General features: G+C 62.6%; 23 protein-coding genes and 3 tRNA genes. 17 read left to right on the forward strand and 9 right to left on the reverse strand.

The window, feature by feature from the left end:
• The first annotated feature begins 45 nt into the window (after positions 1-45).
• From A6D6_RS08645 to A6D6_RS08655, 3 genes are all read left to right on the forward strand, one after another.
• Entirely contained in the window at positions 46-1533 is a 1488-nt protein-coding gene (locus A6D6_RS08645; protein ID WP_159660499.1) for a RimK family ATP-grasp domain-containing protein, read from the forward strand.
• Positions 1534-1730: 197 nt separating this feature from the next.
• Positions 1731-2975 carry a DUF2157 domain-containing protein gene (locus tag A6D6_RS08650; protein WP_159660500.1) on the forward strand — a complete coding sequence of 415 codons (1245 nt, stop codon included), beginning with the start codon at positions 1731-1733 and terminating at the stop codon, positions 2973-2975.
• Complete coding sequence (locus A6D6_RS08655) at positions 2968-3498, forward strand: GDYXXLXY domain-containing protein (RefSeq protein WP_159660501.1); 531 nt, start codon at positions 2968-2970, stop codon at positions 3496-3498. The genes A6D6_RS08650 and A6D6_RS08655 overlap by 8 nt, the downstream gene beginning before the upstream one ends.
• On the opposite strand, the gene A6D6_RS08660 is transcribed toward A6D6_RS08655, so the two are convergent.
• Positions 3499-4149: a glutathione S-transferase family protein gene (locus tag A6D6_RS08660; protein WP_133492699.1), complete on the reverse strand. Its 651-nt coding sequence runs from the start codon at positions 4147-4149 to the stop codon at positions 3499-3501.
• 294 nt (positions 4150-4443) lie between these two features.
• Here A6D6_RS08660 and A6D6_RS08665 point away from each other — a divergent pair.
• Positions 4444-4519 (forward strand) — tRNA-Glu (locus A6D6_RS08665).
• 28 nt (positions 4520-4547) lie between these two features.
• A tRNA-Gly gene (locus tag A6D6_RS08670) sits at positions 4548-4623 on the forward strand.
• Positions 4624-4739: 116 nt separating this feature from the next.
• On the opposite strand, the gene A6D6_RS08675 is transcribed toward A6D6_RS08670, so the two are convergent.
• Complete coding sequence (locus A6D6_RS08675; protein ID WP_133492698.1) at positions 4740-5093, reverse strand: hypothetical protein; 354 nt, start codon at positions 5091-5093, stop codon at positions 4740-4742.
• Positions 5094-5261: 168 nt separating this feature from the next.
• Here A6D6_RS08675 and A6D6_RS08680 point away from each other — a divergent pair, with 168 nt between their 5' ends.
• Entirely contained in the window at positions 5262-6443 is a 1182-nt protein-coding gene (locus A6D6_RS08680) for a hypothetical protein (protein ID WP_159660502.1), read from the forward strand.
• Between the two features lie 528 nt (positions 6444-6971).
• On the opposite strand, the gene A6D6_RS08685 is transcribed toward A6D6_RS08680, so the two are convergent.
• Positions 6972-7832: a universal stress protein gene (locus A6D6_RS08685; protein ID WP_159660503.1), complete on the reverse strand. Its 861-nt coding sequence runs from the start codon at positions 7830-7832 to the stop codon at positions 6972-6974.
• 274 nt (positions 7833-8106) lie between these two features.
• Between A6D6_RS08685 and A6D6_RS08690 the strand changes: the two genes are divergently transcribed.
• Both A6D6_RS08690 and A6D6_RS08695 read left to right on the forward strand, forming a co-directional pair.
• Complete coding sequence (locus A6D6_RS08690) at positions 8107-8571, forward strand: hypothetical protein (protein WP_159660504.1); 465 nt, start codon at positions 8107-8109, stop codon at positions 8569-8571.
• A gap of 33 nt (positions 8572-8604) precedes the next feature.
• On the forward strand, positions 8605-9771 hold the full coding sequence (locus A6D6_RS08695) for a hypothetical protein (protein WP_133492694.1): 1167 nt from the start codon (positions 8605-8607) through the stop codon (positions 9769-9771).
• Positions 9772-9846: 75 nt separating this feature from the next.
• On the opposite strand, the gene A6D6_RS08700 is transcribed toward A6D6_RS08695, so the two are convergent.
• Entirely contained in the window at positions 9847-11058 is a 1212-nt protein-coding gene (locus tag A6D6_RS08700) for an MFS transporter (protein ID WP_201303738.1), read from the reverse strand.
• Between the two features lie 200 nt (positions 11059-11258).
• Between A6D6_RS08700 and A6D6_RS08705 the strand changes: the two genes are divergently transcribed.
• The 4 genes from A6D6_RS08705 (at position 11259) to queF (ending at position 14684) form a co-directional block, all read left to right on the forward strand.
• Positions 11259-11936 (forward strand): histidine phosphatase family protein, encoded by a 678-nt coding sequence (locus A6D6_RS08705; RefSeq protein ID WP_133492692.1) that lies wholly within the window; start codon positions 11259-11261, stop codon positions 11934-11936.
• 201 nt (positions 11937-12137) lie between these two features.
• Positions 12138-13079: an ABC transporter ATP-binding protein gene (locus A6D6_RS08710; protein WP_133492691.1), complete on the forward strand. Its 942-nt coding sequence runs from the start codon at positions 12138-12140 to the stop codon at positions 13077-13079.
• Positions 13076-13849, forward strand: coding sequence for an ABC transporter permease (locus tag A6D6_RS08715; RefSeq protein ID WP_133492690.1), 774 nt, complete (start codon positions 13076-13078; stop codon positions 13847-13849). Before A6D6_RS08710 ends, A6D6_RS08715 begins: the two co-directional genes overlap by 4 nt.
• 10 nt (positions 13850-13859) lie before the next feature.
• A complete protein-coding gene (gene queF / locus A6D6_RS08720) occupies positions 13860-14684 on the forward strand; it encodes an NADPH-dependent 7-cyano-7-deazaguanine reductase QueF (protein WP_159660506.1) in 825 nt (274 codons plus the stop codon).
• A gap of 119 nt (positions 14685-14803) precedes the next feature.
• Here queF and A6D6_RS08725 read toward each other — a convergent pair whose 3' ends face one another.
• Both A6D6_RS08725 and A6D6_RS08730 read right to left on the reverse strand, forming a co-directional pair.
• The gene (locus A6D6_RS08725) at positions 14804-16288 is read right to left on the reverse strand and encodes an AbgT family transporter (protein ID WP_201303739.1); all 1485 of its coding nucleotides are present in this window, start codon (positions 16286-16288) and stop codon (positions 14804-14806) included.
• Positions 16289-16328: 40 nt separating this feature from the next.
• Positions 16329-17876, reverse strand: coding sequence for an adenylate/guanylate cyclase domain-containing protein (locus A6D6_RS08730; protein ID WP_159660507.1), 1548 nt, complete (start codon positions 17874-17876; stop codon positions 16329-16331).
• Positions 17877-18104: 228 nt separating this feature from the next.
• On the opposite strand from A6D6_RS08730, the gene A6D6_RS08735 reads away from it, so the two are divergent.
• The 4 genes from A6D6_RS08735 (at position 18105) to A6D6_RS08750 (ending at position 19729) form a co-directional block, all read left to right on the forward strand.
• A complete protein-coding gene (locus tag A6D6_RS08735; RefSeq protein WP_133492687.1) occupies positions 18105-18668 on the forward strand; it encodes a nitroreductase family protein in 564 nt (187 codons plus the stop codon).
• Positions 18661-19119 carry a YiiD C-terminal domain-containing protein gene (locus A6D6_RS08740; protein WP_133492686.1) on the forward strand — a complete coding sequence of 153 codons (459 nt, stop codon included), beginning with the start codon at positions 18661-18663 and terminating at the stop codon, positions 19117-19119. Before A6D6_RS08735 ends, A6D6_RS08740 begins: the two co-directional genes overlap by 8 nt.
• Positions 19116-19550 carry an MAPEG family protein gene (locus A6D6_RS08745; RefSeq protein ID WP_133492685.1) on the forward strand — a complete coding sequence of 145 codons (435 nt, stop codon included), beginning with the start codon at positions 19116-19118 and terminating at the stop codon, positions 19548-19550. The genes A6D6_RS08740 and A6D6_RS08745 overlap by 4 nt, the downstream gene beginning before the upstream one ends.
• A gap of 91 nt (positions 19551-19641) precedes the next feature.
• Positions 19642-19729: transfer RNA gene (locus A6D6_RS08750), tRNA-Ser, on the forward strand.
• Positions 19730-20125: 396 nt separating this feature from the next.
• On the opposite strand, the gene A6D6_RS08755 is transcribed toward A6D6_RS08750, so the two are convergent.
• Together A6D6_RS08755 and A6D6_RS08760 are read right to left on the reverse strand one after the other, a co-directional pair.
• Positions 20126-20305 carry a hypothetical protein gene (locus A6D6_RS08755; RefSeq protein WP_133492684.1) on the reverse strand — a complete coding sequence of 60 codons (180 nt, stop codon included), beginning with the start codon at positions 20303-20305 and terminating at the stop codon, positions 20126-20128.
• A 103-nt stretch (positions 20306-20408) separates the two neighbouring features.
• A complete protein-coding gene (locus A6D6_RS08760; RefSeq protein WP_133492683.1) occupies positions 20409-20807 on the reverse strand; it encodes a tautomerase family protein in 399 nt (132 codons plus the stop codon).
• Between the two features lie 136 nt (positions 20808-20943).
• Here A6D6_RS08760 and A6D6_RS08765 point away from each other — a divergent pair, with 136 nt between their 5' ends.
• Positions 20944-21819: a LysR family transcriptional regulator gene (locus A6D6_RS08765; RefSeq protein ID WP_236564043.1), complete on the forward strand. Its 876-nt coding sequence runs from the start codon at positions 20944-20946 to the stop codon at positions 21817-21819.
• Between the two features lie 19 nt (positions 21820-21838).
• On the opposite strand, the gene A6D6_RS08770 is transcribed toward A6D6_RS08765, so the two are convergent.
• A complete protein-coding gene (locus A6D6_RS08770; protein WP_159660508.1) occupies positions 21839-22984 on the reverse strand; it encodes a DJ-1/PfpI family protein in 1146 nt (381 codons plus the stop codon).
• Between the last annotated feature and the right edge of the window lie 58 nt (positions 22985-23042).

The following is a 23042-nucleotide window of genomic DNA, read 5'->3' on the forward strand; positions in this document are numbered from 1 at the left end:
CGGCGTCCGGCGTCCGGCGTCCTTAGCCTTCTCAATGGAACCCCGATGAGCCAAGTCATTATCCTGGTGGACGATCCGGCGGATTGGGCGGCGTACTATCCCGCCCGTAATCTGCTGTCCGCCCGTGATTACCTGCAAGCCACCGAGCCGGTCTGCACCGACAAGAAAGTGCAGGTGATCAATCTGTGCCGCAGTTATAAATACCTGTCCCCCGGCTACTACTGTTCGTTGCTGGCGGAAGCCCGTGGTCAACGTGTCATGCCCTCGGTGCGCACCGTCAATGATCTCAGCCACAAGGCGTTGTACGGCCTGCACTTCGAGCGCTTCGAATCGGCGCTGGACAAGGCGATGAAGAAGCAGGGCGGCGATGCCACCAAGGTGACGTTCAATATCTACTTCGGGCAAACCGAACAGGAAGGGCTGACGGAACTGGCGCGGCAGATCTTTGATCAGTTGCCATGCCCGATTCTGCGGGTGTCGTTCCGGCGTCGCGACCAGTGGGTCCTGGAGGCGATCAGAACGCCGAGTCTGAAACAGGTGAAGGGCGCCGAGGAGGACCAGTTCGCTCGGGCCCTGGAGCAGTTCAACGCGAGAGTCTGGCGCGGCCCACGCCGGCGCCGTGGCGAGCGCTACGATCTGGCCATGCTGGTGAACGAGCAGGAGGCCATGCCGCCAAGCAATCGCACCGCGTTGAAGCGCTTCAGGCAGGCCGGTCGCCAACTCGGCATCAAGGTGGAGCAGGTCGGCCGGGACGCCTATGCCCGCCTGGGCGAATACGATGGCCTGTTCATTCGCGAAACCACCGCCATCGATCATCACACCTATCAGTTCGCCCGCAAGGCTGAGCAGGAAGGCCTGGTGGTGATCGACGATCCGCGCTCGATCCTGCGCTGCACCAACAAGATTTATCTGGCCGAGCTGATGCAATCCAATGGCGTGCCGGTGCCGCCCACCGCCTTTGTGTTCAGCGCCAGCGCGGAGCAGGTGGACGGCCTGATCGGGGAATTGGGCTTGCCGATGGTGCTGAAGATCCCGGACGGCAGTTTTTCCCGGGGCATCAGCAAGGTGGAGGACCGCGAGACGCTGGCAACCGCGCTGCACGGCTACTTGAAGCAATCCGCCGTGGTGCTGGCCCAGGCTTTTATGTACACCGATTACGACTGGCGTATTGGCGTGCTCAACAACCGGCCGTTGTTTGCCTGCCAGTACTTCATGAGCAAGGGGCATTGGCAGATTTATCATCACAAGGACAGCGGCAAAACCGCCTCCGGCAACGCGCGCACGGTACCGATCCGCGAAGTGCCGCCGAAGGTGCTGAGAGTGGCGCTGAAAGCCGCCCGGCTGATGGGTAATGGGTTGTACGGCGTGGACCTGAAGCAATCCGGCGATCAGGTGGTAGTGATGGAGGTGAACGACAATCCCAACATCGACGCCGGTGTCGAGGACCTGTGGCTGGGTGAGGATCTGTACCGGCAGGTGATGCTGGAATTCCTGCGCCGCATGGAGGCGCGGCGGCTGGGGCTGCCGCTTTGACGGCTTGAAAAGGTCGCGGTCCGTGGGTCAGACGCCGTATTCGCTGCCCAGGCAGCTTCCCACGGAAGTGCCACGGAGCCGCTGTGGGAAGCTGCCTGGGCAGCGAATGGGCGCGGGGATTGAACGATCACGGTAAGGCTGCGCACCCAGCGTGCTAGCATGCTCTGGAAGCCCGCACCGAAAGGATTGGGAAGAACGTGATACGCAAAGACGCTCTGCGCCGGGAGCTGCGACAGTGGTTGGCCGAGGGGCTGATCGAGGAGGATCAGGCCCGGCGTATTCTGTCCCGTTATGGCACGGGACTGGAAACCAGCGGCGACTCCCTGGGGACGAGGGTGTTGACCGCCTGCGCGCTGCTGTTCATCGGCCTGGCACTGCTGCTGGTGGTGTCCGCCCACTGGGACGGCCTGCCCCGGGGCGTGCGCTTCGCCGGTCTGCTGGCCCTCACCGTGGCCGCCAACGGAGTCGGGTTGTGGCGCTGGGGGCGTCATGGCGAAGGGGGCGGCTGGCTGTTTCTCGGCGCCGTCTGCTATGGCGCCTCGATCATGCTGGTGGGGCAGATGTACCATCTCGGCGAGCATTTTCCCAACGGCGTGCTGCTGTGGATGATCGGCACGCTGCCGGTGGCGTTTTTCTCCCGGCGTTTGCTGGTGACGCTGCTGCTGGTGGCGCTCACTGCCGTATGGATGGTGATGGAAACCCCGTTCTCGCCGCCCTGGGCCGGGATCCTGTTTCTCGGCGTGGCGGGTTGGCTGGCCTGGCGCCGTCATGCCAATGTGGTGATGCTGCCGGTGCTGGCGACGCTGGCGCTGTGGCTCAATCTGATGCTGTCCTGGGTGTTCCATACCGATTTCGGGCCTCATTGGCGGGCCGGCCACCTGACGTTCAACCTTGCCCTGCTGGTGCTCGCCCAGGTGCTCTGCCAACGGCTGGAACGGCGTCACGATTCCCGCTGGGCCCCTTTGCCGTGGCTGGGACGGTTGTCGTTGCTGGTGTTGCTGCCGCTGACGTTCGAGGGGCTCTGGAAAGACTATTTGCACAGCCATTGGGGCTGGCTGGATCCGGGATTGTGGGCGGCGCTGCCGTTGCTGTTGGCGGCGATCGCGCTCAACCCCCGGGGCATCCTGCCCTGGCTGGCGCTGGCCGGGCTGGTACTGGGGCATGGTTGGGGGCGGCCGGAGCAGAGCCTGTACTGGACCGTGGCCGCCAATCTGGTGGTCCTGCTGGTGGCCATGGCCTGGATACGTGAGGGGCTGCTGCGCACCGACCCGCGCCGGTTCTTTGCCGGTCTGGGCACGCTGGCGGTGTTGGCGATACTGCGTTACCTCGATCTGATCGGGGATTACCTGGGCGCGGCTTTGTTGTTCCTGGTCATGGCCGCCATTCTCTACGGCGGTGCCCGTTATTGGCGCCGGCGCGGTCCGGAGGTGGCCCATGACTAGGCGCTGGCGGTTACGCGCCCTGGTGGCGGCGGTTTTGTTGCAGGTAGTGGTGCTGCTGGGCCTGCTGGGCTACGCGCGCTATCCGGTCTGGTTTGGCAAGGAGGTGGTGCTGCGTACCGTGCCGGTGGATCCCCGCGATCTGTTGCGCGGTAACTATGCCCGGTTGCGCTATGACATCAGCGAGGCGCCGATGCCGGAGGTGGGGGTGCCGAAAGTAGGGCGGGAGGTGTATGTGCAACTGCACCGGAAAGGTCAGGTATGGAAAGCGGTGGAGACCCGTTACTCACCGCCGCCGGGGGATTTCATTCGTGGCCGCATCCGCGCCGTGCGGGTGGGCTCGGTGACGGTGGAATACGGCATTGAAGCCTATTTCGCGCCCAAGGATAAGGCGCTGGAACTGGAACGGCGGCTGCGCCAGGGAGGTCTGGCGCGGGTGCGTATTGCCACTGACGGGCGCGCCGCCCTGGTATCCGTGGAGGACACCGGAGCGGACTCTGTTCAGGGAGCCGGAGAGCGGCCCTGATCAGCCGCCGAGGACCTTGGTGAGGAAGCCGCTTTCCTTGGCGATGGTCTGGGTGAACGGGTCCAGCGCGTGCAGGCGTTCCTTATGGGCGGCCAGGTTCGGGTAGGACTCGACGCCTTCGCCGGCATGCTGGAAATTCACCAGCTGACTGGCCACCGCGATGTCGGCGATGGTCAGACGTTCACCAACGAAGTAGGTCTTGCCTTCCAGTTCACGGTCCAGGTATTCGAGCAGTGGCGGAACCGCTCCCTGCAACGCTTTTTGTGCCGCGGCTTCATCCGCGTCCTTGCCCATCAGACGCCGTACCACCCGATTGAAGAACACACCGAAGGTGCAGTTGACCCCCAGCTCGTAGTCGCCGAATTTCTCGAACCACAGGGCGCGGGCGTACTCGTAGGGATCCTCCGGGTAGAGAGACGGTTCCGGGTGTGTCTTTTCCAGGAAAGCGCAGATCACCCCGGAGTCGGCGAGAATCTGGCCGTCGTAATCCAGTGCCGGGATGCGCCCCAGCGGGTTGAGATCCCGATACCAGTCCGGCGCGTTGCGCGGGTCCACGTTGACGGTCTCATGTTCCACGCCTTTGAGGGCCAGTACCACGCGGGTTTTGCGCACGAACGGCGACAGCATGGCGCCATACAGTTTGATGGTCATTGGGGTCTCCCGGTTTTCGTTGTCGGATTGGGTGGGCCGGAGCCCGTGCCTGCCGCCGCGGGCGGAGTTGAAAAAGTCCCGCGGCCGGCTGCAACAGGCATATAGCAGTGTCGAGGAAGGGTCAACAGGGGACCGCCCGGTCAGGTGAAAACCGTCGGAATCGCCGAGATTGGACGGATTATGAACGAACGGTGTCGACCAGGGGAATTTCTCCTTGACGCTACCGGCCCGGGTTTCTAGACTACGCGCCGCTTGACAGGGCAGTCCCGCAAGGGGATTGGCCAGCAAGTCCGGGTCCCCTTCGTCTAGTGGCCTAGGACACCGCCCTTTCACGGCGGTAACAGTGGTTCGACTCCCCTAGGGGACGCCACTCTTTCGTTCAGGCGAAGCAGTGACAAGCGGGAATAGCTCAGCTGGTAGAGCACAACCTTGCCAAGGTTGGGGTCGCGAGTTCGAATCTCGTTTCCCGCTCCATTTTCCTTTCGGGATTCATAAAGCATTGTTGCGCTGCCCCCGGCTTTCTGTTTGGTTGGGATCGCGAGCTGGAGCGCCAGACATCGCCGATATGCCTGGTCGCTATTCAGTAGGACTTACTCCTCACTCATCAAGGCTTCAATATCCCAGAGGGCACAGCGCTTCCGCACTAGCGGATCGTCCGCTTTCAGGTCGCTCACGCGAATAAGCCCGCGACAATAATCTTCCTGTGATAACTGCTTGCCGATGTAGATGGCCGGCACGGAAAACAGGACGAAAAGCGCCAGACCGGGCAACATGGTCCAGAAAATAATGCCGATCAGGCCGTCGATGCTTACTCCGTTATCCAGACGTCGTGCAATAACTGGCCAGACAATCTTCCAGCACCACCAGAGCATCGCCAGCAACCCCAATGGCAGCAGGATATACAGAGAGGCGTTGTAGGCAATAAGCAGTGCGTCGCGGGTCAATGAGAAGGCTCTCTATTCCAGCGTTGAAAGCAGTGGAGACTCTCGCAGGGTATAACACCCCGGCCACCGGAGGAATCCACGCTGGGGGTTACACACAAATCTGTAGCAATGCAATACTGTCACGGGGTGAACGATTTCGGTAAACAGTCTCACGGGAATGCGAGAGTCATGGGCGCCGTTTCGTTTGCAACGCATGAGTCGGACTCCACCTGGAAAGATGGCAAGGATGCGATATGCGTTCTTACATGGATTGATGGATCAGCGGAGCACCTGAATGAAGAAAATTCAATGACGAGTCCCCGCTTCTCTGGCGTTCTTCGCAAGCTGTGCGATCTTTTCGGATTGACTGAAGACACGCCACCGGTGTTAGACCGACCCGCCGACCTCGAATTGCCCTGGGCTCCGGGGAAGGGAAATGCCATTCAGGACACGCTGGACGGCATTGGTTTTCCCTGGCGGGCAAGTGGCCAGGAACTCATTGACCGCTTTGGTCTGGTTCGTCATCCTGCCTACGACTGGGAGCAAAGCCCGATCACGCCTTGCCCATTGGCACTCGACGGCTTGCTCTATCCCATATCTCCGCAAATATTCAGGGCGCCGTCTCGCCACCACGTGCCCCTATGGTTCAGCGGGGATGTATGGATCAAAAATGACCCGCTTGCCAACCTTCGTCATGCGCACCGCCGGATCACTGAGCTGCTGGGCCCGGCCCCGATCGGGGTGCGTAACAATACGATCTCGTCGATCTGGCGCGCCGGCCCGGCCCGTATTTCGCTCACTGTCTGGCCGCCAAAGCTGCAACCCCCGGGGTGGAATCGGAATGTTCCGGCCCATGAGCGGGACCGGCGACTGAAAACGGCCTGCTCGATTCTTATCGAGCCTGGCTATCGTCGCCCGATGAGTGTGCGGGAGAGAGAATGGCTGGGGTCTTTTACGCCTCTTGACGAGGTGCGAGGCATGGTGTCGGCGTCAACACTGAAGGCACTGTGGGCCAGCATCCCTGATGGCTACAGCCAGGATTTTGTCTGTCTGCCGCCGCTGGATCAGGATGATTTCCTGGGCCGGATAGGCTTGTCGTCGGACCATGAGGCCTTGATTGTTTGTGCGAAACAACTGCATATCGTACCGGTCGAGCGTATTGTCGCGCTCCGTCTTCAAAAGCTCAGACCCGCCAAGGGAGGCGGTGGCGCCTTCCTGGTCCTGCTCTTTCATGCCGCGCCTGGCGTGGAGCGAACATTGGGTATTTCCGAATCCTTCGGTGACATGGACGTACTGGACGATCTCGCTTCCCTTCTCAGCAACACCCTGAACCTTCCGCTGCGGGTGCCGGAACCGCAATACGATTGTTGAGCGCTCCGCCAGTTCCAGCCGGCGCTGCTCCAGACAACAATGAAAGGGAAAGGTTGCTACCAGCCGGAGGGACGCGTCGCGGTCCACTTTCTTCCGCGCATAGCCGCGACTCAAATAGGGGTTGTTGTTCGGGTAGGGTGGATTGTTCCAACACATACCGGTACAGGTCCATGATCTGACCGTGGATGGCGAACACTTCGTGGACCATGCCATGGTAGGGCAAATTTCCGCTGGAGTGGCCACACGCGCGGTCCGCCTCCATCAGCGCGTGTTTGCCGTAGTCATAGAGTAAGGTGAATAGTGCCTTGGGGCCGTCTCGGCTTCAGACCCTTCCACCAGTTTTGCCAACAGTGTTTCGTGGCGTTTCAGGTAAGCAAGCCGAGCCCCGGTTCTCTGGGCTGTTTGCTGTCGTAACCTGCTGCACTGCCTTGGCCAGTTGGCGGTGAGCGTTCCCGGTCCAGTCAACCATTGATTTGGTGGAGGTGATGTTCATGGTGGCTCCCTGACGTGGCCGTGGCCCGGCGAAGACTATTCGCCTTTCTTCAACGGCGCTATCAGCACCGGGCGCTGCGCGGCTTCGCACACTTCGGTGGCGGTGGTGCCGATCAGCTTGCTTTCCAGCCATCCCTGACCGTGCTTGCCGATGATGATCAGGGTAGCATCCCGTTCCGAAGCGATGCGCACTATGGTCTCCGCGGGGGAACCTTTTGGGGTCAGCACGCTGATCTGTTCCGGCTTGCCGGGCAGATAATCGCGAATGTGGTTCAACGCGGCGGCGGCCATCACTGGCAGGGCGGGGGTGTTAATCAGGCCATCCGGGGTTAGCACGGTTAACAGATCGATGCGGGTGGCTTCGGTGGATAACTCGCGGATAAGGTTTTCCGCGCCACTGGCGTATCGGGACAAATCCGTCGCCAGCAGCACTTGATTCAGCGCCGGTGTGACTGGCGGAGCCCCCTCGGTGCCGGTGTCTTCCGCATCCGGAGCAACCCATTCCAGAAACAACGACAGCGTGGTCTTGCGGATCAGATCGCGGGCGACGCTGCCCAGAAACAGAGTGCTGGCCCGGCTGTGTGCCCGTGACCCAACGAGCAGCAGGTCCGCGTCGAATTCACCGGCGATGGCCAGCAATTCATCCGCCACCAGTCCGGAAATCCGCACGCAGACGGTTACCTCAAGGCCCGCTTTCTTGAGCGGCTTGGCGCAACGTTCCAGCCATTCCCGGTAATTTTCGCCGTGGTCGTAGGCGGCGAACTGGTTATAACTGACTCGCACCACATGGGCCAGGATCACTTTCTTGATGCCCCAGGTGCTCAGGTCCGTGAGGCGTGCCAGCGTGGCGGGAGCGGCGGGCGATTGGTCCAGGGCGACGAGTGCGGTGGTGAACATGGAACCTCCTCCCGAATGGAATGGCGGGGCTGTTGACGGCGCCACCGTGAACATTCACGGGGCCACGCTCCAAAAGTACGCCGGTGGATGGAAGGTGAATTGATCCTGATCAAAGTCCCGGCCGCCTCCTGTTCCCGACAAGACGTTGGCTGCTGCCGGTCCAGCGATCAATATGCTTGGTGCGTTCAACCACATCCGTTTACTATTGGGCAGGCGCGGTTGCGCACCAAACCCGTTATCACCAATCGGCTTTCACAAACAGGGCAGGGACCGAATGAAATCCACATGGATCAGGTGGCTGGTGGGGATTCTGTTCGGTCTGGTTATCGGACGGGTCAGTTTTGGCATTGTCGCGCCCTTCCTTTCTCCCGTTCTTGGCGCCGAGCCTGATTGGTTGGCCGAGGACCCCACGGCATTTCATTATGTGATCATCGCGGCGCTGGTGATCCAGTTGCTGGTGGCCATTGCCATCGCCGTATGGTTGGCGCGGATCACCGTGATGAAACGCCTGATTGGCTGGGGGCTCGTGGCACTGGGCGCGGTATTGTTGATGAACATCGTCTCCACGCTGCTGTTTTCGGGGCTGAACCTCGGCGCCCTGATCAACCCGGGCTCCCGGGCGGAAAGCGATGCCTCCACCGCGTTCTGGTTCTGGCTGCTGGCCATGGCACTGCCTTACACGGTGATCGGCGCGGCCGGGCTGATCGTCGGCGGTATTCTGTTGCGCAAGACGCGCTGAACGCGGATCTGATAGGGAAAAGGGGAATCCGGGATGACGCAAAGGAAATTGCCGGCGGTGGCGGCCGCCATGTTGATGGCGCTGTCCACTATTGGCAGCGCGGATAGGGCGGCGGCACTGGACCGCTACGTGAGCCAGTATCCATGGGATGACGTCGATGGCGTGTCCTTCCTGGATGCGCCCTCGGTGAAAGCCGCGGTCACCACGGCGGTGGATGACCCCGGGATTCGCCAGGCCCTCCTGGTCGAGACCCGGGATGCGGTCGCCGGGAAAATCCTGGCGACGGACCATGGCCTGCTGATGCATGCCTTCGACCCCGCCAGTGGCGGTGACGTTAACTGGGCGTTGCTGATTTCACCGCGGGGCGGGTCGGCGGCGGCCTGTTTCTCCACCGGAGTTGAGCCGGGCGTGCGTGGCGCGGATTGGTATATGGAGGGAGCGCGTATCGCCACCCGGTACGAGCCTTGCCCCTCCGAAGCGGACCAGATCCCGGCGGCGATTCGGGCAAGGGTGGCGCCCGCCACGGAGCCGGGGGCTCTGCAATGGGCGGTCTGCTACGGCTATCCGAAAATGGCCTCCGGTGAGGCGGGGGCTGTCATCAAAGGCGACCATCACTGCGTTATCCCCGCCGACAGTGAGATCCTGAACCTGGTTGACGCGGCTTGCCAGGAGGACGCCCTCTGTAAAGTGGAAGCGATGGTGCTGGCGGACCCCCGGCGGGAACGGCGGGAGATTCGTCAGGTGTTGTCTGTTCAGAAGATCGATGACGTGCCCGATCCGGCGGAGCCGTACCGGCGACGGGCGGGCCGATTCCATGACGGGGTTTACGCGCGCGAGGACGGAGGCTGTGAACGTGGCGGCGCTGACGAGCGGGTGTCCCTGGATCTGTCACGACCGGCCGGCGGTGCGCTGCAGTGGTTCGACCAGTATTGCGCCGTGCTCGCGGCCGGGGGAGAAACACCCGCGCCCGGTGAATTCCAAAGCACCCTGCAACTGCGTTGCGGCGACGGCCCGGATCAGGACACCGCCTTGCGTGATGGTGCCACGGGGAGAGAGACCACCGCCGTGTTGCGCCATGAGCATGGCCGCGCCATCAGCATTGACGGCGATGCTCTGGTGCGCTGTCCGATCCGGCGCGCCGACACACCGCGATGGTGGATTCAGAGAGCCCCGTTCAACGGGCGCTATCCGTCAGACTAGACGGCGAACGCTGGCGGGTCGAGGAAACGCCGGGCTGTCCCGGCCAGCCCGGCCCTGCTCGCCGATGGCATCGTTTCAGCGTTGCCTGGCCTGGGCTACCAGGGCCGCCAGTGCCAGCCCCGCGCCCAACAGGCAGGTCAGGCTCCAGCCACCATGGGCCCAGGCCAGGCCACTGAGCGCGGAACCCAGGGCGCCGCCGACGAAGAACAGGCCTACGAACAGGGCGTTGATCCGTCCACGCACGCTATCTGGTTCAATCAAATTGATCACGCGCCGGCCCAGGGTTTGATCACCCGTAACACCGACATCCAGTAGCACCGCGCTGAAGGCCAGCAGACCCAGCCCGGGCCAGAACGGCAGCGCCCCGTTGCCGGCTCGGGCTGCGATCAGAAAGGCGGCGATGACCATCAAATGACTGGCCACGGTGCCGGGGCGAGTACCGCCACGGTCGCCCAGGCGGCCGAACCAGGGCGTGGCCAGGGCGCCGGTGACACCGACCAGAGCAAACAGGGCGACCTCCTTGTAGTCCAATTGAAACGGCGGCCGCACCAGACGCAGGGCCACGGTGGTCCAGAACAGACTGAACGTGGCCATCACCAGGGCTGCGGTCAGTGCCCGTTGGCGCAGTACCGGCTGCTCGCGCAGTAGTTCCCAGAGGGACAGAAGCAGTGCCGGATAGCGTTGCGGGTTGCCCGGATGGCGGCGGGGCAGGGCGCGGTAGAGCGCGGCCCAGAGCAGTAACATCAAGGTCGCGTTGCAGAGATAAAAAGCGCGCCACTGGTACAGATCGGCGATCAGGCTGGCCATGGGCCGGGACAGCAGAATGCCGAACATCAGGCCGGACATGACATTGCCGATGGTCCGCCCGCGTTGCGCCGCTGGCGCCATGGACGCGGCCAGCGGCACCAGCACCTGGATCGCCGAGCAACTCAGCCCCAGCACCACCAGCGCGACCAGCAACAGGGGCGCGTTGGGTGCCACCGAGCAGAGGCTGGCGGCGATGATGGCAATCAATAGCAGACGCAGCACCAGGGCACGGTTTTCCAGACGGTCAGCCAGCGGCACCAGCAACAACAGCCCGGCGGCGTAGCCGGCCAGCGGTGCCATGGCAACCAGTCCCTGCTGGCTTTGCGACAGCCCCAGTGAGCCGCCAATCATCCCCACCAGCGTTTGTGGCGCGAACAGATTAGTGACAATGATGCCCACCGCCACGGCGAACAACAGGGTAAGACGGCCGGTGATCGGCGTCGTCACCGTCGCCGTTGCCGTGGGAAGGTCCTTGTCCAAATGCGATGCCCCTGATCCCGGAAGCGTCAACCATAGCGGCGGCGCAAAGCCGGTATCAATGTACCAATACGCATGGTTGGCATGCGTCCCGGGCATGTCGGCCGCTGGTTATATGTAATAAGGTCTCCACCGGAGGTGCAGAAAAGAACCTCAGGCTCTAAGATGGTCCGGATAGTCAGGAAAAGGCCCCAACCCCGACCATGGCCCGATTACATCCGCGTTTATTGCACGCCCTGAATCTGTTGCCGACGGACCGGCCGGTGCATTTGTTGACCCGCCATTCGGTTCGCGAGCTGGCCAAGAACGGGTTTGCGGATTACCGGCTGCCGTTGACGCCGGAAGGCATTGAACTGGCCCGGGATTGGGGAGGGCAGTTGGCGCGCCCGGTGTCGGCGTTTTATTCCAGCCCGGTGGGGCGTTGCGTGGACACCGCCAAGGCCATGGCCGAGGGGGCGCTGCGTGCTGGCTTGATCGATCGCCCCATGGATGTGCTCACCGACAACACGCTGGTGGAACCGGGTTGCTATGTGCAGGACATGAACCGGGTGGGGCCCACCTTTCTCAAGATGGGCGCCATGCGATTCCTCAATCGCCATTTGCAGAATCCATTCGAGGGCATGCTGTCGCCGGCGGAGGGGTGTGCCAAACTGGCCAGCTATCTGCGTGACCGGGAACCGGACAGCGGCGAACTGGCGGTTCACGTGACCCATGACACCATTCTCGCGGTGTTGGTGGCGGAGCTGGAAGGGCGGCGCTCCATCAACCAGGACGATTGGCCCTGGATGATGGAAGGCCTCTGGGTCTGGTTCCAGGACGGCGGTATGCACTGGGTGTGGCGCGGCGAGCGCGGCCGTCGCGCGCTGCGCGCCTCCGCTTGATTTTGTCTTCGGCTACCCCCAATTAAGCTGGATTGGGCAACCGTCCGTTGCTGTGATCGCGTTATGGTGCGGCAGCCGGGGCGGGCGGTTATATCCTGATTGGGGGCACCCGGCACCGTCCTGTTTGTCCGCCACGCATCGATGAGTAAAGCATTCGGTTTAAAACCGTTTTCCGCCCCAGACCGGAAAGAGAGGTGATTTTTGTCGGCCTTGAGCATTCGTAATCTGACCAAAACCTACAGCAACGGTGTCCAGGCGCTCAAGGGCATCGACCTGACCGTTGAAAAAGGCGAATTCTTCGCATTGCTGGGTCCCAATGGCGCCGGCAAATCCACCACCATCGGCATTGTCAGTTCCCTGGTGAACAAAAGTGGCGGCGACGTCGAGATCTTCGGCCACTCGCTGGACCGGGAGCGGGCGCTGGCGAAAAAGAAGATCGGCGTGGTGCCGCAGGAATTCAATTTCAATCAATTCGAGAAAGTGTACGACATCGTCGTCACCCAGGCCGGGTTCTACGGCATCCCCATCGCCGAGGCCAGACGGCAGGCGGAGAAATATCTGCGACAGCTTGGCTTGTGGGAGAAACGCCAGTCCGCCGCGCGCATGCTCTCCGGGGGTATGAAGCGCCGCTTGATGATCGCCCGCGCGCTGGTGCATGAACCGGAGCTGCTGATCCTGGATGAACCCACCGCCGGCGTCGACATCGAGTTGCGCCGCTCCATGTGGGATTTTCTCATCGGCCTGAACGAACAGGGCCGCACCATCATTCTCACCACCCACTATCTGGAAGAGGCGGAGTCGCTGTGCCGGCGCATCGCCATCATCGACCATGGGGTGATCGTCGAGAATACGGATATGCGATCGTTGCTGGAGAAACTGCAGGTGGAGACCTTCGTGCTCGACCTGCAACGGCCGTTGCAAAGCGCGCCGGAATTATGCGGTTTTCACGTGCGCCTGCGTGACGCCGCCACCCTGGAAGTGGATGTGCCCAAAACCGAAAGTCTCAATCGCCTGTTCGGCGCCCTGGCGGAACAGGACATTCAGGTGCTGAGCATGCGTAACAAAGCCAACCGGCTGGAGGAATTGTTCGTGCGACTGGTGGAACGCAACGCGGATCTTGCCGGCAAGGAGGCCGCCTCGTGAGTTTTACCGAACAGTGGGTGGCGTTTCTCACCCTGGTGACCAAGGAAATTCGCCGTTTCGTGCGCATCTGGCCGCAGACTTTGCTGCCCCCGGCGATCACCATGTCCCTGTATTTCGTTATCTTTGGCAACCTGGTGGGCAGCCGCATCGGCGACATGGGCGGCTTCGATTACATGCAGTACATCGTCCCTGGTCTGATCATGATGAGCGTGATCCAGAACAGCTACGGCAACGTGGTCAGTTCGTTCTTTTCCACCAAGTTCCAGCATTCCATCGAGGAAATGATGGTGTCGCCAATGCCGGCCCACGTCATCCTCACCGGTTACATGGTGGGAGGGATCGCGCGGGGCTTGATGGTCGGTGGCATCGTCACCGTGCTGAGTCTGTTCTTCACCCACCTGACTCTCCAGCACGCCTGGATCACGCTGTCGGTGGTGGTGATGACGGCGGCGTTGTTCTCTCTCGGTGGTTTCATCAACGCGGTGTTCGCCCGTAACTTCGATGACATCAGCATTATTCCCAATTTCGTGCTGACGCCGCTGACCTATCTGGGCGGAGTGTTCTATTCGCTGGAGCTGCTACCGGATTTCTGGCGCGCGGTGACCCTGGCCAACCCCATCGTCTACATGGTCAACGCCTTCCGTTACGGTATCCTGGGGGTCAGCGACGTCAATGTGTACACCTCCTTGGGGACCATCGCGCTGTTCGTGCTGGGGTTCTATATTCTGGCCCTGTGGCTGCTGCGGCGTGGCACCGGTATTCGCGCCTGAGACAAGACCGATGAGCTATCTGAAAGACGCCCCGCTGGGGCAAACCAGTGACTACGTGGACCAATACGCACCGGAACTGCTGTATCCGGTGCCCCGGGCGCTGGCGCGGGAAAGCCTGGCCCTGGAAAACGGCGCCCTGCCGTTCCAGGGCGAGGACCTGTGGACCGGCTACGAGCTGTCCTGGTTGGACCAGGGCGGCAAACCCCGGGTGGCGCTGGCGGAAATCCGGGTGCCGTGTACCTCGGACAACATCATCGAATCCAAGTCGCTGAAGCTGTACCTGAACTCGTTCGCCAACAGCCGCTATACCGACGCCGATGCGGTACGGGAAATCATCACCGCCGATCTGGGCAAGGTGGCTGGAGAAAAGGTGACGGTACGGATTCTGTCTCTGGGGGACGCCGCGGCGCAACCGGTCTGGCATGGCGACGGCGTCTGCGTGGATGAACTGGACCTGACCATCGATACCTTCGCGTACGACGCGGCTCTGCTCACCGCCGGCACCGGCGAGGACCATCAGGGCGAGCTCTATTCGCACCTGCTGCGCAGCCATTGCCCGGTGACCAATCAGCCGGACTGGGGCACCGTGGTGGTACGTTATGAAGGTAGGCCCATCGATCCGGCGGGTTTTCTGCGCTATGTGGTCTCCCTGCGCAACCACCAGGGCTTCCATGAGCAGATCGTCGAGCAGATGTTCGTCGACCTGCAACGCCAATGCGCCCCCGCCAAACTCTCCGTCCTCGGCCGCTTCACCCGCCGCGGCGGTCTCGACATCAACCCGTTCCGCAGCAACTTCGAACCGGCGCCGGAGAACCTCCGGACAATAAGACAGTGAAATAAGGCAGTGAATAGTGAAGAGTTAAAAGTGAACAGTTAAAAAAGAGGGCTTGCGTATCCGCAACCCTCACCCTTTCCTTCACTATTCACTATTCACTATTCACTATTCACTGCTTTTTATGTTCCCAACGGCCACCCCACCGTGATCCAGACGCCGAGCAGGATCGACCAGCCCAGCAGCAGCGTGAGGCTGTAGGGCAGCATTAGCGCGATCAGGGTGCCGACGCCGGTGTCCGCCTGGTAGCGGCGGGCGAAGCCCAACACCAGGGCGAAGTAGGGCATCAGTGGGGTGATGATATTGGTGCTGGAATCGCCTACCCGATAGGCGGCCTGAGTGGCTTCCGGGTCGATACCGAGCAGCATCAGCATGGGGATGAACACCGGCGCCAGAATCGACCATTTGGCCGAGGCGCTGCCGATCAGCAGATTGATGGTGGTGCTCATCAACACGAACAGCAATAGCAGCAATACCGTGGGCAAGGACAGCGTGCCCAGCCAGGCGGCGCCGCGAATGGCAAGCACCAGTCCCAGTTGGCTGTAGTTGAACCAGGCCACGAACTGGGCGGCGAAGAACATCAGTACCAGATAACCGGCCATGGACGCCATGGTGGTTTCCATGGCGGTGATGACATCACCGGCGGAGCGGAATGCGCCGCTGACGCGGCCGTAGACCACGCCGCAGGCGGCGGCCACCAGCGCGATCAACACCACGATGCTGGACATGAACGGGGATTGCAGCAGAGAACCGGTGTCCGCATCACGCAGCGGCGCGCCCGACGGCAGCCCCAGCCAGGCCAGAAACGCCAGCCCGAGAATCAGCGTAACCAGGGTCCAGATCGCCGCGCGCCGGTGCAGGCGCGGCTGCTCGTCCCGGCTGCTCCCGTCCATCGTGCCGGCGGTCAGCCGGGGTTCGACAAAGCGCACCGTCACCAGGGTCACCAGCGCGGTCACCAGTACCGTGGAAACGATAATGAACCAGTAATTGCCGGCGGCGCTGACGTCGCGCTGGGGATCGATGATGTGCGCCGCTTCGGTGGAAATCCCGGCCAGCACCGCGTCCACCGGGCCCAGCAACAGATTGGCGCTGTAGCCGCCGGACACCGCCGCGAAAGCGGTGGCGATACCGGCCAGCGGGGAACGGCCGGCCAGTTGGAACAACAACCCGGCCAGCGGGATCAGCACCACATAGCCGGCATCGAAGGCGATACTGGACATGACGCCGGCGAACGCCACCGTGGCCACCAGCGTACGGTGGGACGCCCGGCGTACCAGCGCCGCCAGGCTGCCGCCCAGTAGACCGGAATGCTCGGCGATGCCCAGGCCAAGCATCGCCACCAGCACCACGCCCAGGGGGGCGAAACCGGTGAAGTTGCTGACCATGTGGCTGAACAGGTACCGCAAGCCCTCGCTATCAAGCAGCGAACGCACCACGATTTCCGTTTGCTCTTGAGGGTGGAAGGCGTTGGTGCCCAGCGCCGCCAGGATCGCACTCAGAGGCAGCATCAGCAGGCACAGCCAAACGAACAGAAGGGTGGGGTGGGGCAGCCGGTTGCCCAGCCGTTCCAGGCGGCTCAACCAGCCCGCCGATGCAGAAATCGCCATAGTCGCTCCCGGTGGTGTCCCTTTGTCCGGGTTGGAGAGCTCAGAGACGGAGCTGCTCCTGTACCCGCCGCGCCGCCCGCCCCATGAATTCCAGTACCCGGGGACGCTCCCGATGATGCAGGCGGCCGGAGTCCAGGTGCAGCACGAAGCCTTCCGCTTCGAAGTCCAGGGACACCGGTTTGTTGTCTTTCAAGTCCGTGGCCGAACGGGCCAATGTCCCGAGTATGCGTTTTTTGTCGAAATTGTGAATACGCTCGAGGTCCATATGCAAGGCGAACCCCTCGGTTTCGGCACTGACATAACGGCTTCGGGATCCGGCGTGGCGCTTCAGATCGCGGGCTTCGTAGACCGGAATCGGGCGGCTGAAGCCCTTGGCGCTGATGTCGCCGACGCTGCGACATTGAATCCGTTCCCGCACCAGTTCATGGGTGGATTCGGAAATCAGCACCTGGCCCGGACGGCAGGCGGATTCCAGCCGGCTGGCCAGATTCACATCGGTGCCGAGAATGGTGTAGTCCATGCGGCTATCGGTACCGAAGTTGCCGACCGTGACATAGCCGGTGTTGATGCCGATACGGATCTCCAGCGGCTGCTTGATGCCCTCGTGCTTCCAGCGCTGACGCAGCAGCCGCATATGGCGCTGCATCTCGATGGCCATGGCCACGCAGCGGAAGGCGTCTTCCTGGGCGCCTTCGCTTTTCGGGTCGCCGAAGAACACCATCACCGCGTCACCGATGAATTTGTCGATGGTACCGCCATGACGCAAAGCAATGCGGGTCATCTCGCTCAGGTAGGTATTGAGCATGGCGGTCAGCGTGTCCAGAGGCAGTTCCTCGGAGATCGCGCTGAACCCCTTGATGTCGGAGAAAAACACGGTGAGGCGTTTGCGCCGGGTTTCCAGTTTGGCGTCCCGTTTGCCGGTGAACAGCGACCCCCAGATCTGCGGTGGCAGATACTTGGCCAGTTTGCGCGACATATTCAGCGCCTGCCGCTGCTGCTCGCGCACTTGCTGCTGTGCCAGGCGCAGATACCGGGTCTGGCGCTGCGCGAAGAAGGCGCTGGCCCCCATGTACACCGCCAGCCCCAGCAGGGCGAGGATAATCAAGGATAACGGAGCCTGTGGTACCGGCTCGAAAGCGGGATCCAGCAGATAGAACAGAGCGCCGCCGACGCCCGCGCCCAGCGCGGTCATCACCACGCTGCCCAGCCAGGGACGCCAGCCCCCATGGCTCATGGCGTTGGCGTGCACAATGGCCAGCAACGCCAGACTGGGCACCACCGCGAACCATAAACAGGCACAGGCGAAACCAATGCACAGAGCGTCCGTCTGCAACAACGCCTGCGACAGCGTGGTCGCCGCCACACCGCGTTTTTCCGCCACCATCGCCAACAACTGGATCAGCAACGGATAGGCCAGCAGCGGCGCCACCGCCCACAATAAAGAGAAGGGATAGACCTGCAGGCCGATACCCGCCCCGAGCATGCCGCTGGCAACCAGAAACGCCAGTATCCGGGTCAGATGGGTTTGCCGGCGGGTCTGTTCCTTCAGATCCAGGAACTGGCGTGATGACAGGGCGGGGTCAGCCATGGACGGTGTCGATCCCGACCGGAAGCAAAGAAAATACCGCGAGAGCGGCGGCGGCACGGCGCATGGTTGACTCCTTGTCCTGGGGATAACCGAAGAGCTTATTAGAATTTTTTATAAGAAAAAAGAATGATTTTTGCCGGCGGACAAACGGCCGCCTCTGCCGCTTGCCCTGGTGGCGTCTCCGCGCCACGAGGCTACAATGGCGCTCTTATTAAAAAAGGAGATTGCATGGATACCCTCACTGCCTTGACCACGCGGGTGTCAGTGCCGCGGCTGACCGATCCCGGCCCCAGCGATGAGCAGATCGACCTGCTGCTGCGTGCCGCGATCCGGGCACCGGACCACGGCATGCTGCGACCCTGGCGATTCATCGTGCTGCGTGGTGACCGGCGTGAGCGGTTGGCGGACATCATGGAAAAACACGCCGCCGAGACCGTCGCCGAAGCGGACCCGTGCACCCTCGCCAATGCCCGCAACAAAGCACTGCGCGCACCGGCGGTGATCGTGGTGGCGGCGGAAGTGACCGAAGGCCACAAAGTGCCGGTCTGGGAGCAGGTGCTGGCGGCTGGCGCGGCGGCCCAGAACATCATGCTTGCCGCCCATGCGCTGGGTATCGGCGCCATGTGGCGTACCGGCGCCATCGCCGAGGACGCGGCGGTGAAGCGGCGTCTGGGCTTCGCCGACAAGGATCAGGTGGTGGCGTTCATTTACCTGGGTACGCCGGCCGGCGCGCTCAAGACCGTGCCGGACGAAACGCCGGATCGGTATGTACGGGAGCTGCCCGATGACTGATCTCACGGCCCTGGCCGGAAAAGTTCGCGCGGCGATCCCGCTGACCCGTCACCTGGCGTTCGAGTACCTGGATTTCGATGGCGAACAGCTGCGGTTGCGGGCACCACTGGCGCCCAACCATAACGACAAGGGTACCTTTTTCGCCGGCAGCCAGGCGGCGCTGGTGACCCTGGCGGGCTGGTCACTGACCTCGGTGCTGGCGGAACGGATCCTGCCGGATCAGAAGGTGGACGTGGTGGCGGTCACCTCGTCGCTGGACTATTTGCTGCCACTCGACATCGATATGGTGATCACCGCCGAATCCGAAGCCGCTGACCGGGAACGTTTCCGCGAGCGGCTGCAACGGCGCGGCAAGGCGTCGCTGCGCATTATGGCGCGGGCGGACAATGAACAGGGGCAGCCGGTCTGCCAGTATCAGGGCACCTTTCTTGCCCGGATACTGAAACCATGACCCTGGATACTTCCGCGTTGCTCTATCTGCTCGGCTTCGGTAGCTGGGCGTTGTTTCTGCTCTTCGCCCTGGTCGCCGGCCGCGGGCTACAAGTGATGTCCGGCCGCCGACGTGCCGATGCTTTCCCGCCGTATCACTATGAGCCGGCGGAATTTCTCAGCCGTCTCTCGCGCGCCTATCAGAACACCCTGGAACTGCTCGGTGTGGTGATTGTCATTGCCGGCGCGGCGATGGTTGTTGGCAACGACCTGGCCGGCCGGCTGCTGCCCTGGATTCTCGCCGCCCGTATCGGTCAGAGCCTGGTTCATCTGCTCGGGGTGAACCACTGGCTGGTGCAGATCCGCTTCGCCTTTTTACTGGTGCAGATGGTGCTGCTGGCCTGGCTGGCGGTGGATACCTTTCCGATCCTTTGTGATCTGATTAAACCCTGAACAGTCGCCCTCCCAACCCTTGCCTAACCCGCGCCCCTCCGGTACTCTACGCGCCCTCAGCCTACGGGCTGGGACGACAAAGAGTTTCCCCGGTGAGGTGTCCGAGTGGCCGAAGGAGCACGCCTGGAAAGTGTGTATACGGAAACGTATCGAGGGTTCGAATCCCTCCCTCACCGCCAAATAAAGAGCCCCGCGTAAGCGGGGCTTTTTATTTGGTGGTCGTGGGCGGCTTTGATAAGGGCCCTCCGGTTCGACCAGCCGGCCTTGGCCGGCGCAGGACGTCGCCCTTGGGCGACGGGGCGAAGCCCCGAGCGTCAGCGAGTCAATCCCTCCCTCACCGCCAAATTAAAGCCCTGATTTTTCAGGGCTTTTTTCGTTTTGGGCCGATCACTGGGGCAAAATTGGGGCAGAATCGCCGTTTCCCAGTCCGCCGCCGGACGCTCTAAACCTGATCATTTCCGAAACCATCCCCGCCATGCTCCGGGTGTCATTGAAGTGGCACGAACCCAGGGGAGGGCGAAGGCTGCCGTCCGTCGGCCACCCGGCGAGTTTTCGGGGAGAGTAGGGGTGCCGGGTTACTTGTTGTCTCCCTTGTCCTCTTTCGACGCCGCGGTTTTCAGTGCCGCATAGGCAAAGCCGATTAGCAGACCGGTGGGAATCAGGCGCCACATTTCATCGAAACCAAAGAAGAACCAGGCGGCGAGGATAACGGCGGCGAGGCCGAGAAGCAGGGCGACAAGTCGGGAGGCGGACACGGTGCTCTCATGAATCGGTAGTGGACGGAGCCGCAGAGGCTAGCCGAGAGGCGGGGGCAAAGCAAACCGGAAGCCGGGGCTTCCGGTTTGTCCGCGATGGTGCTCAGGCGCGGTAGGCGTAAGCCTCCTGGGAAATTCCGCCGTAGCCGTAGGCGGCGGCGCGGCAGTCGACGATGTGGATGTTGGAATGGGGGTGCACATCGCCGAGCAGCTGGCACATTTCCTTGAAAGCGAGCGCCTGGTAGTCCGCTTTCTGTCGCTTGGTATTGGTCTCGTCGGTGATGGTGACCACCAGCCGGAAGGAATCCTGATTCAGTTCGGCCAGTGAGCGCCCGCCGATGAACCATTGCTCCCGGGGGAGATAGCGGATTTGCACCATGGTGCGTTGCACTTCCTTGTCCAGTACCCGGCAGGTCAGGGTAGTGAGCGCTTGGGCGATACGTCGGGCCTGTTCGGGGTCGGGGTCGGGGCCAGCGGACAGGGTCAGATCAATCCCGGGCATGACTCGGGTCTCCATCGAGTGAGGTTTCAGGGGTGAGCAGAAGGCAGGTTAGAACAGATTTGGTCATCCGAATAACGGGAATATAAGATACTGTCCATCGGCCAGACCGATGGCTGGCGCAAGCTTGGAAGAATGCGTGGTGAAACGCTTTGATCTGGAGTTGCTGAACACCCTGGTGACGGCGGTGGAACAGGGCAGCCTGTCGGCGGCGGTGCCGATCCTGTGCCGTTCTCAGTCCACCCTTAGTGAGCAGGTGAGAAAGTTGGAGCAACAGTGCGGTGTGCCGCTGCTGGTGCGTGGCAAGCAGGGGGTGGTGCCGACACCGGCGGGAGAGCGGCTGGTCGACCATGCCCGCAAGCTGCTGGCGCTGAACGACACCGCCTATCAGGACATGCAGGGCCTGCTGCTGGCGGGGGACGTGCGGTTGGCGATCACCGATTATTTCCGGCCGGACTGGGTGCCCACCTTGCTGCGTCGCATCCGTGGCCGCTATCCGCGCCTGCGTTTGCATGTGGCGATTCTGAAGAGCGCCCTGATCGAGCAGGAAGTGACGGCGCGGGAATACGATCTGGGCATTTCCATGGTGCTGCCTGACGTGGTGCCGGAGTCCTTCGCTGATGCCGGACAACGACGGCTGTTGCGCCGTGAGCCCTTATGCTGGGTGGCCCATTCTTCTCTTGAGCTGACGTCCTCCGAACCGGTGCCGATAGTGGCGCTGCCGGCCAGCTGTGCCTTGCATCGGTACACGATGGGCATGCTGGAATCCCACCGGCGACCCTATTACATCGCCCATTCGGCGTCCGGCGTGGCGGGTATGCACCTGGCGTTGTCCGCGGGGCTCGGCGTTGCTTGCCTGAACGCCTCGGCGGTACCCGAGGGGCTGACACGGATCGCTGGCGCGCTCAACCTGCCCCGGCTGCCGCCGGTCCGTTTTCATATGACCTCGTCGACGCCGGCGGTGTCGGCGCTGGTGGCCGAGGTGCGCGGCATGTTGGCGCGATCCGCGCGCTGAAGGCCTCCCTGACCTGGTGTCAGGGGGACGCGTCCCAGGGGTATTCAAGCTGCATCGCGACCACCCGGGCGGTGCCTTGGCCATAGCGTTGACGGATCTCACGCAGGGTCTGGTCCAGTACTCCAGCCGGCGGCTGTTGTGCCGGCGGCGGCAGGCGCTGAGACCGTGGCCAGTCCCGCCGCACCTGATCGGCGAGCAGGCGGATGCCGCCGCGGCTGGCCACGCTGGCGCTGGCGGCGAAGGTGATCGCTGTGGAGCGATAGGTGCGCGACCAGGCGTCCAGAGTCAGGGCCAGGGACACTTCGTCCACGCCGTCGCGCAACGGCATGGCCCATTGGTCCCGGTTCCAGAACGCCAGGGTGTTGCCGATCACGGTGAGCGCGAATGGGCGGGTGAAGGTGAAGGGGCGGCTGTCGTGGCGTGCGTCCCAGCGGCTCACGCCGAGGCCCTCGGCAACCCGCCGGGCCCGGTCGGTACCGGCGATCGCCTCGATCAGTGTCAGCATCATCGGCATGGAGGCGGTGATGCCGGTGGTGGTGGCCACGCCCTGGTCGACCACGAAACGGCGATTCGGGACATAACGCACGGACGGGCTCCGCTGCAGCAGCGCCTCGAGATAGTACCAGTGTGTGGTGGCCCTTTTGCCATCCAGCAGCCCGGCGGCGCCCAACACTTTGGCGCCGGCGCAGACGCCGATGATGATCGCGCCGCTCCGCGCTTGCTGTTGAATCCAACGTAGCGCGACCGGATCGTCATCGCGGGTCATGGCGGGCACCACCACATAGTCGGCGCCGTTCGGGTAGCGCAGGTCGAAATCAGCGATGGTGGCCTGCGGTTCCAGTTTCAGTGCCGGATAGAGCCGCATCGGGCCGGGGCCGGTGGCCAGCGCCACCACATCCGCCACGTCGGCACGCTTCAGGATACCGTAGCTGGTCAGGTAATCGTTGGTTTCGGTGGCGTCATTGATGCCGATGATGGCGATCAGGGGGCGCGCGCGTTTCGGTGGCGCCAGAGCCCGGAGTGTGGCGTCGATTTCCTGCCGGGCGATCGGTGGCTGCGGGCTGGCGGCCGGTGTCGGTGGCAGGGACAGCAACCCGCCTCCGGCCAGGATAAGAAACAAACCGGCGGCGCCAAGGCCGCCCCATAACCCAAGTCGCCGAGTCATCGTGCCGTCTCCCATGGGATTGTTTGATCTTTACCCTAGACCGGCTAGGCTTTGTCTG

This window comes from Alcanivorax xiamenensis, from assembly GCF_009846745.1.
Classification (GTDB): Bacteria; Pseudomonadota; Gammaproteobacteria; order Pseudomonadales; family Alcanivoracaceae; genus Alloalcanivorax; species Alloalcanivorax xiamenensis.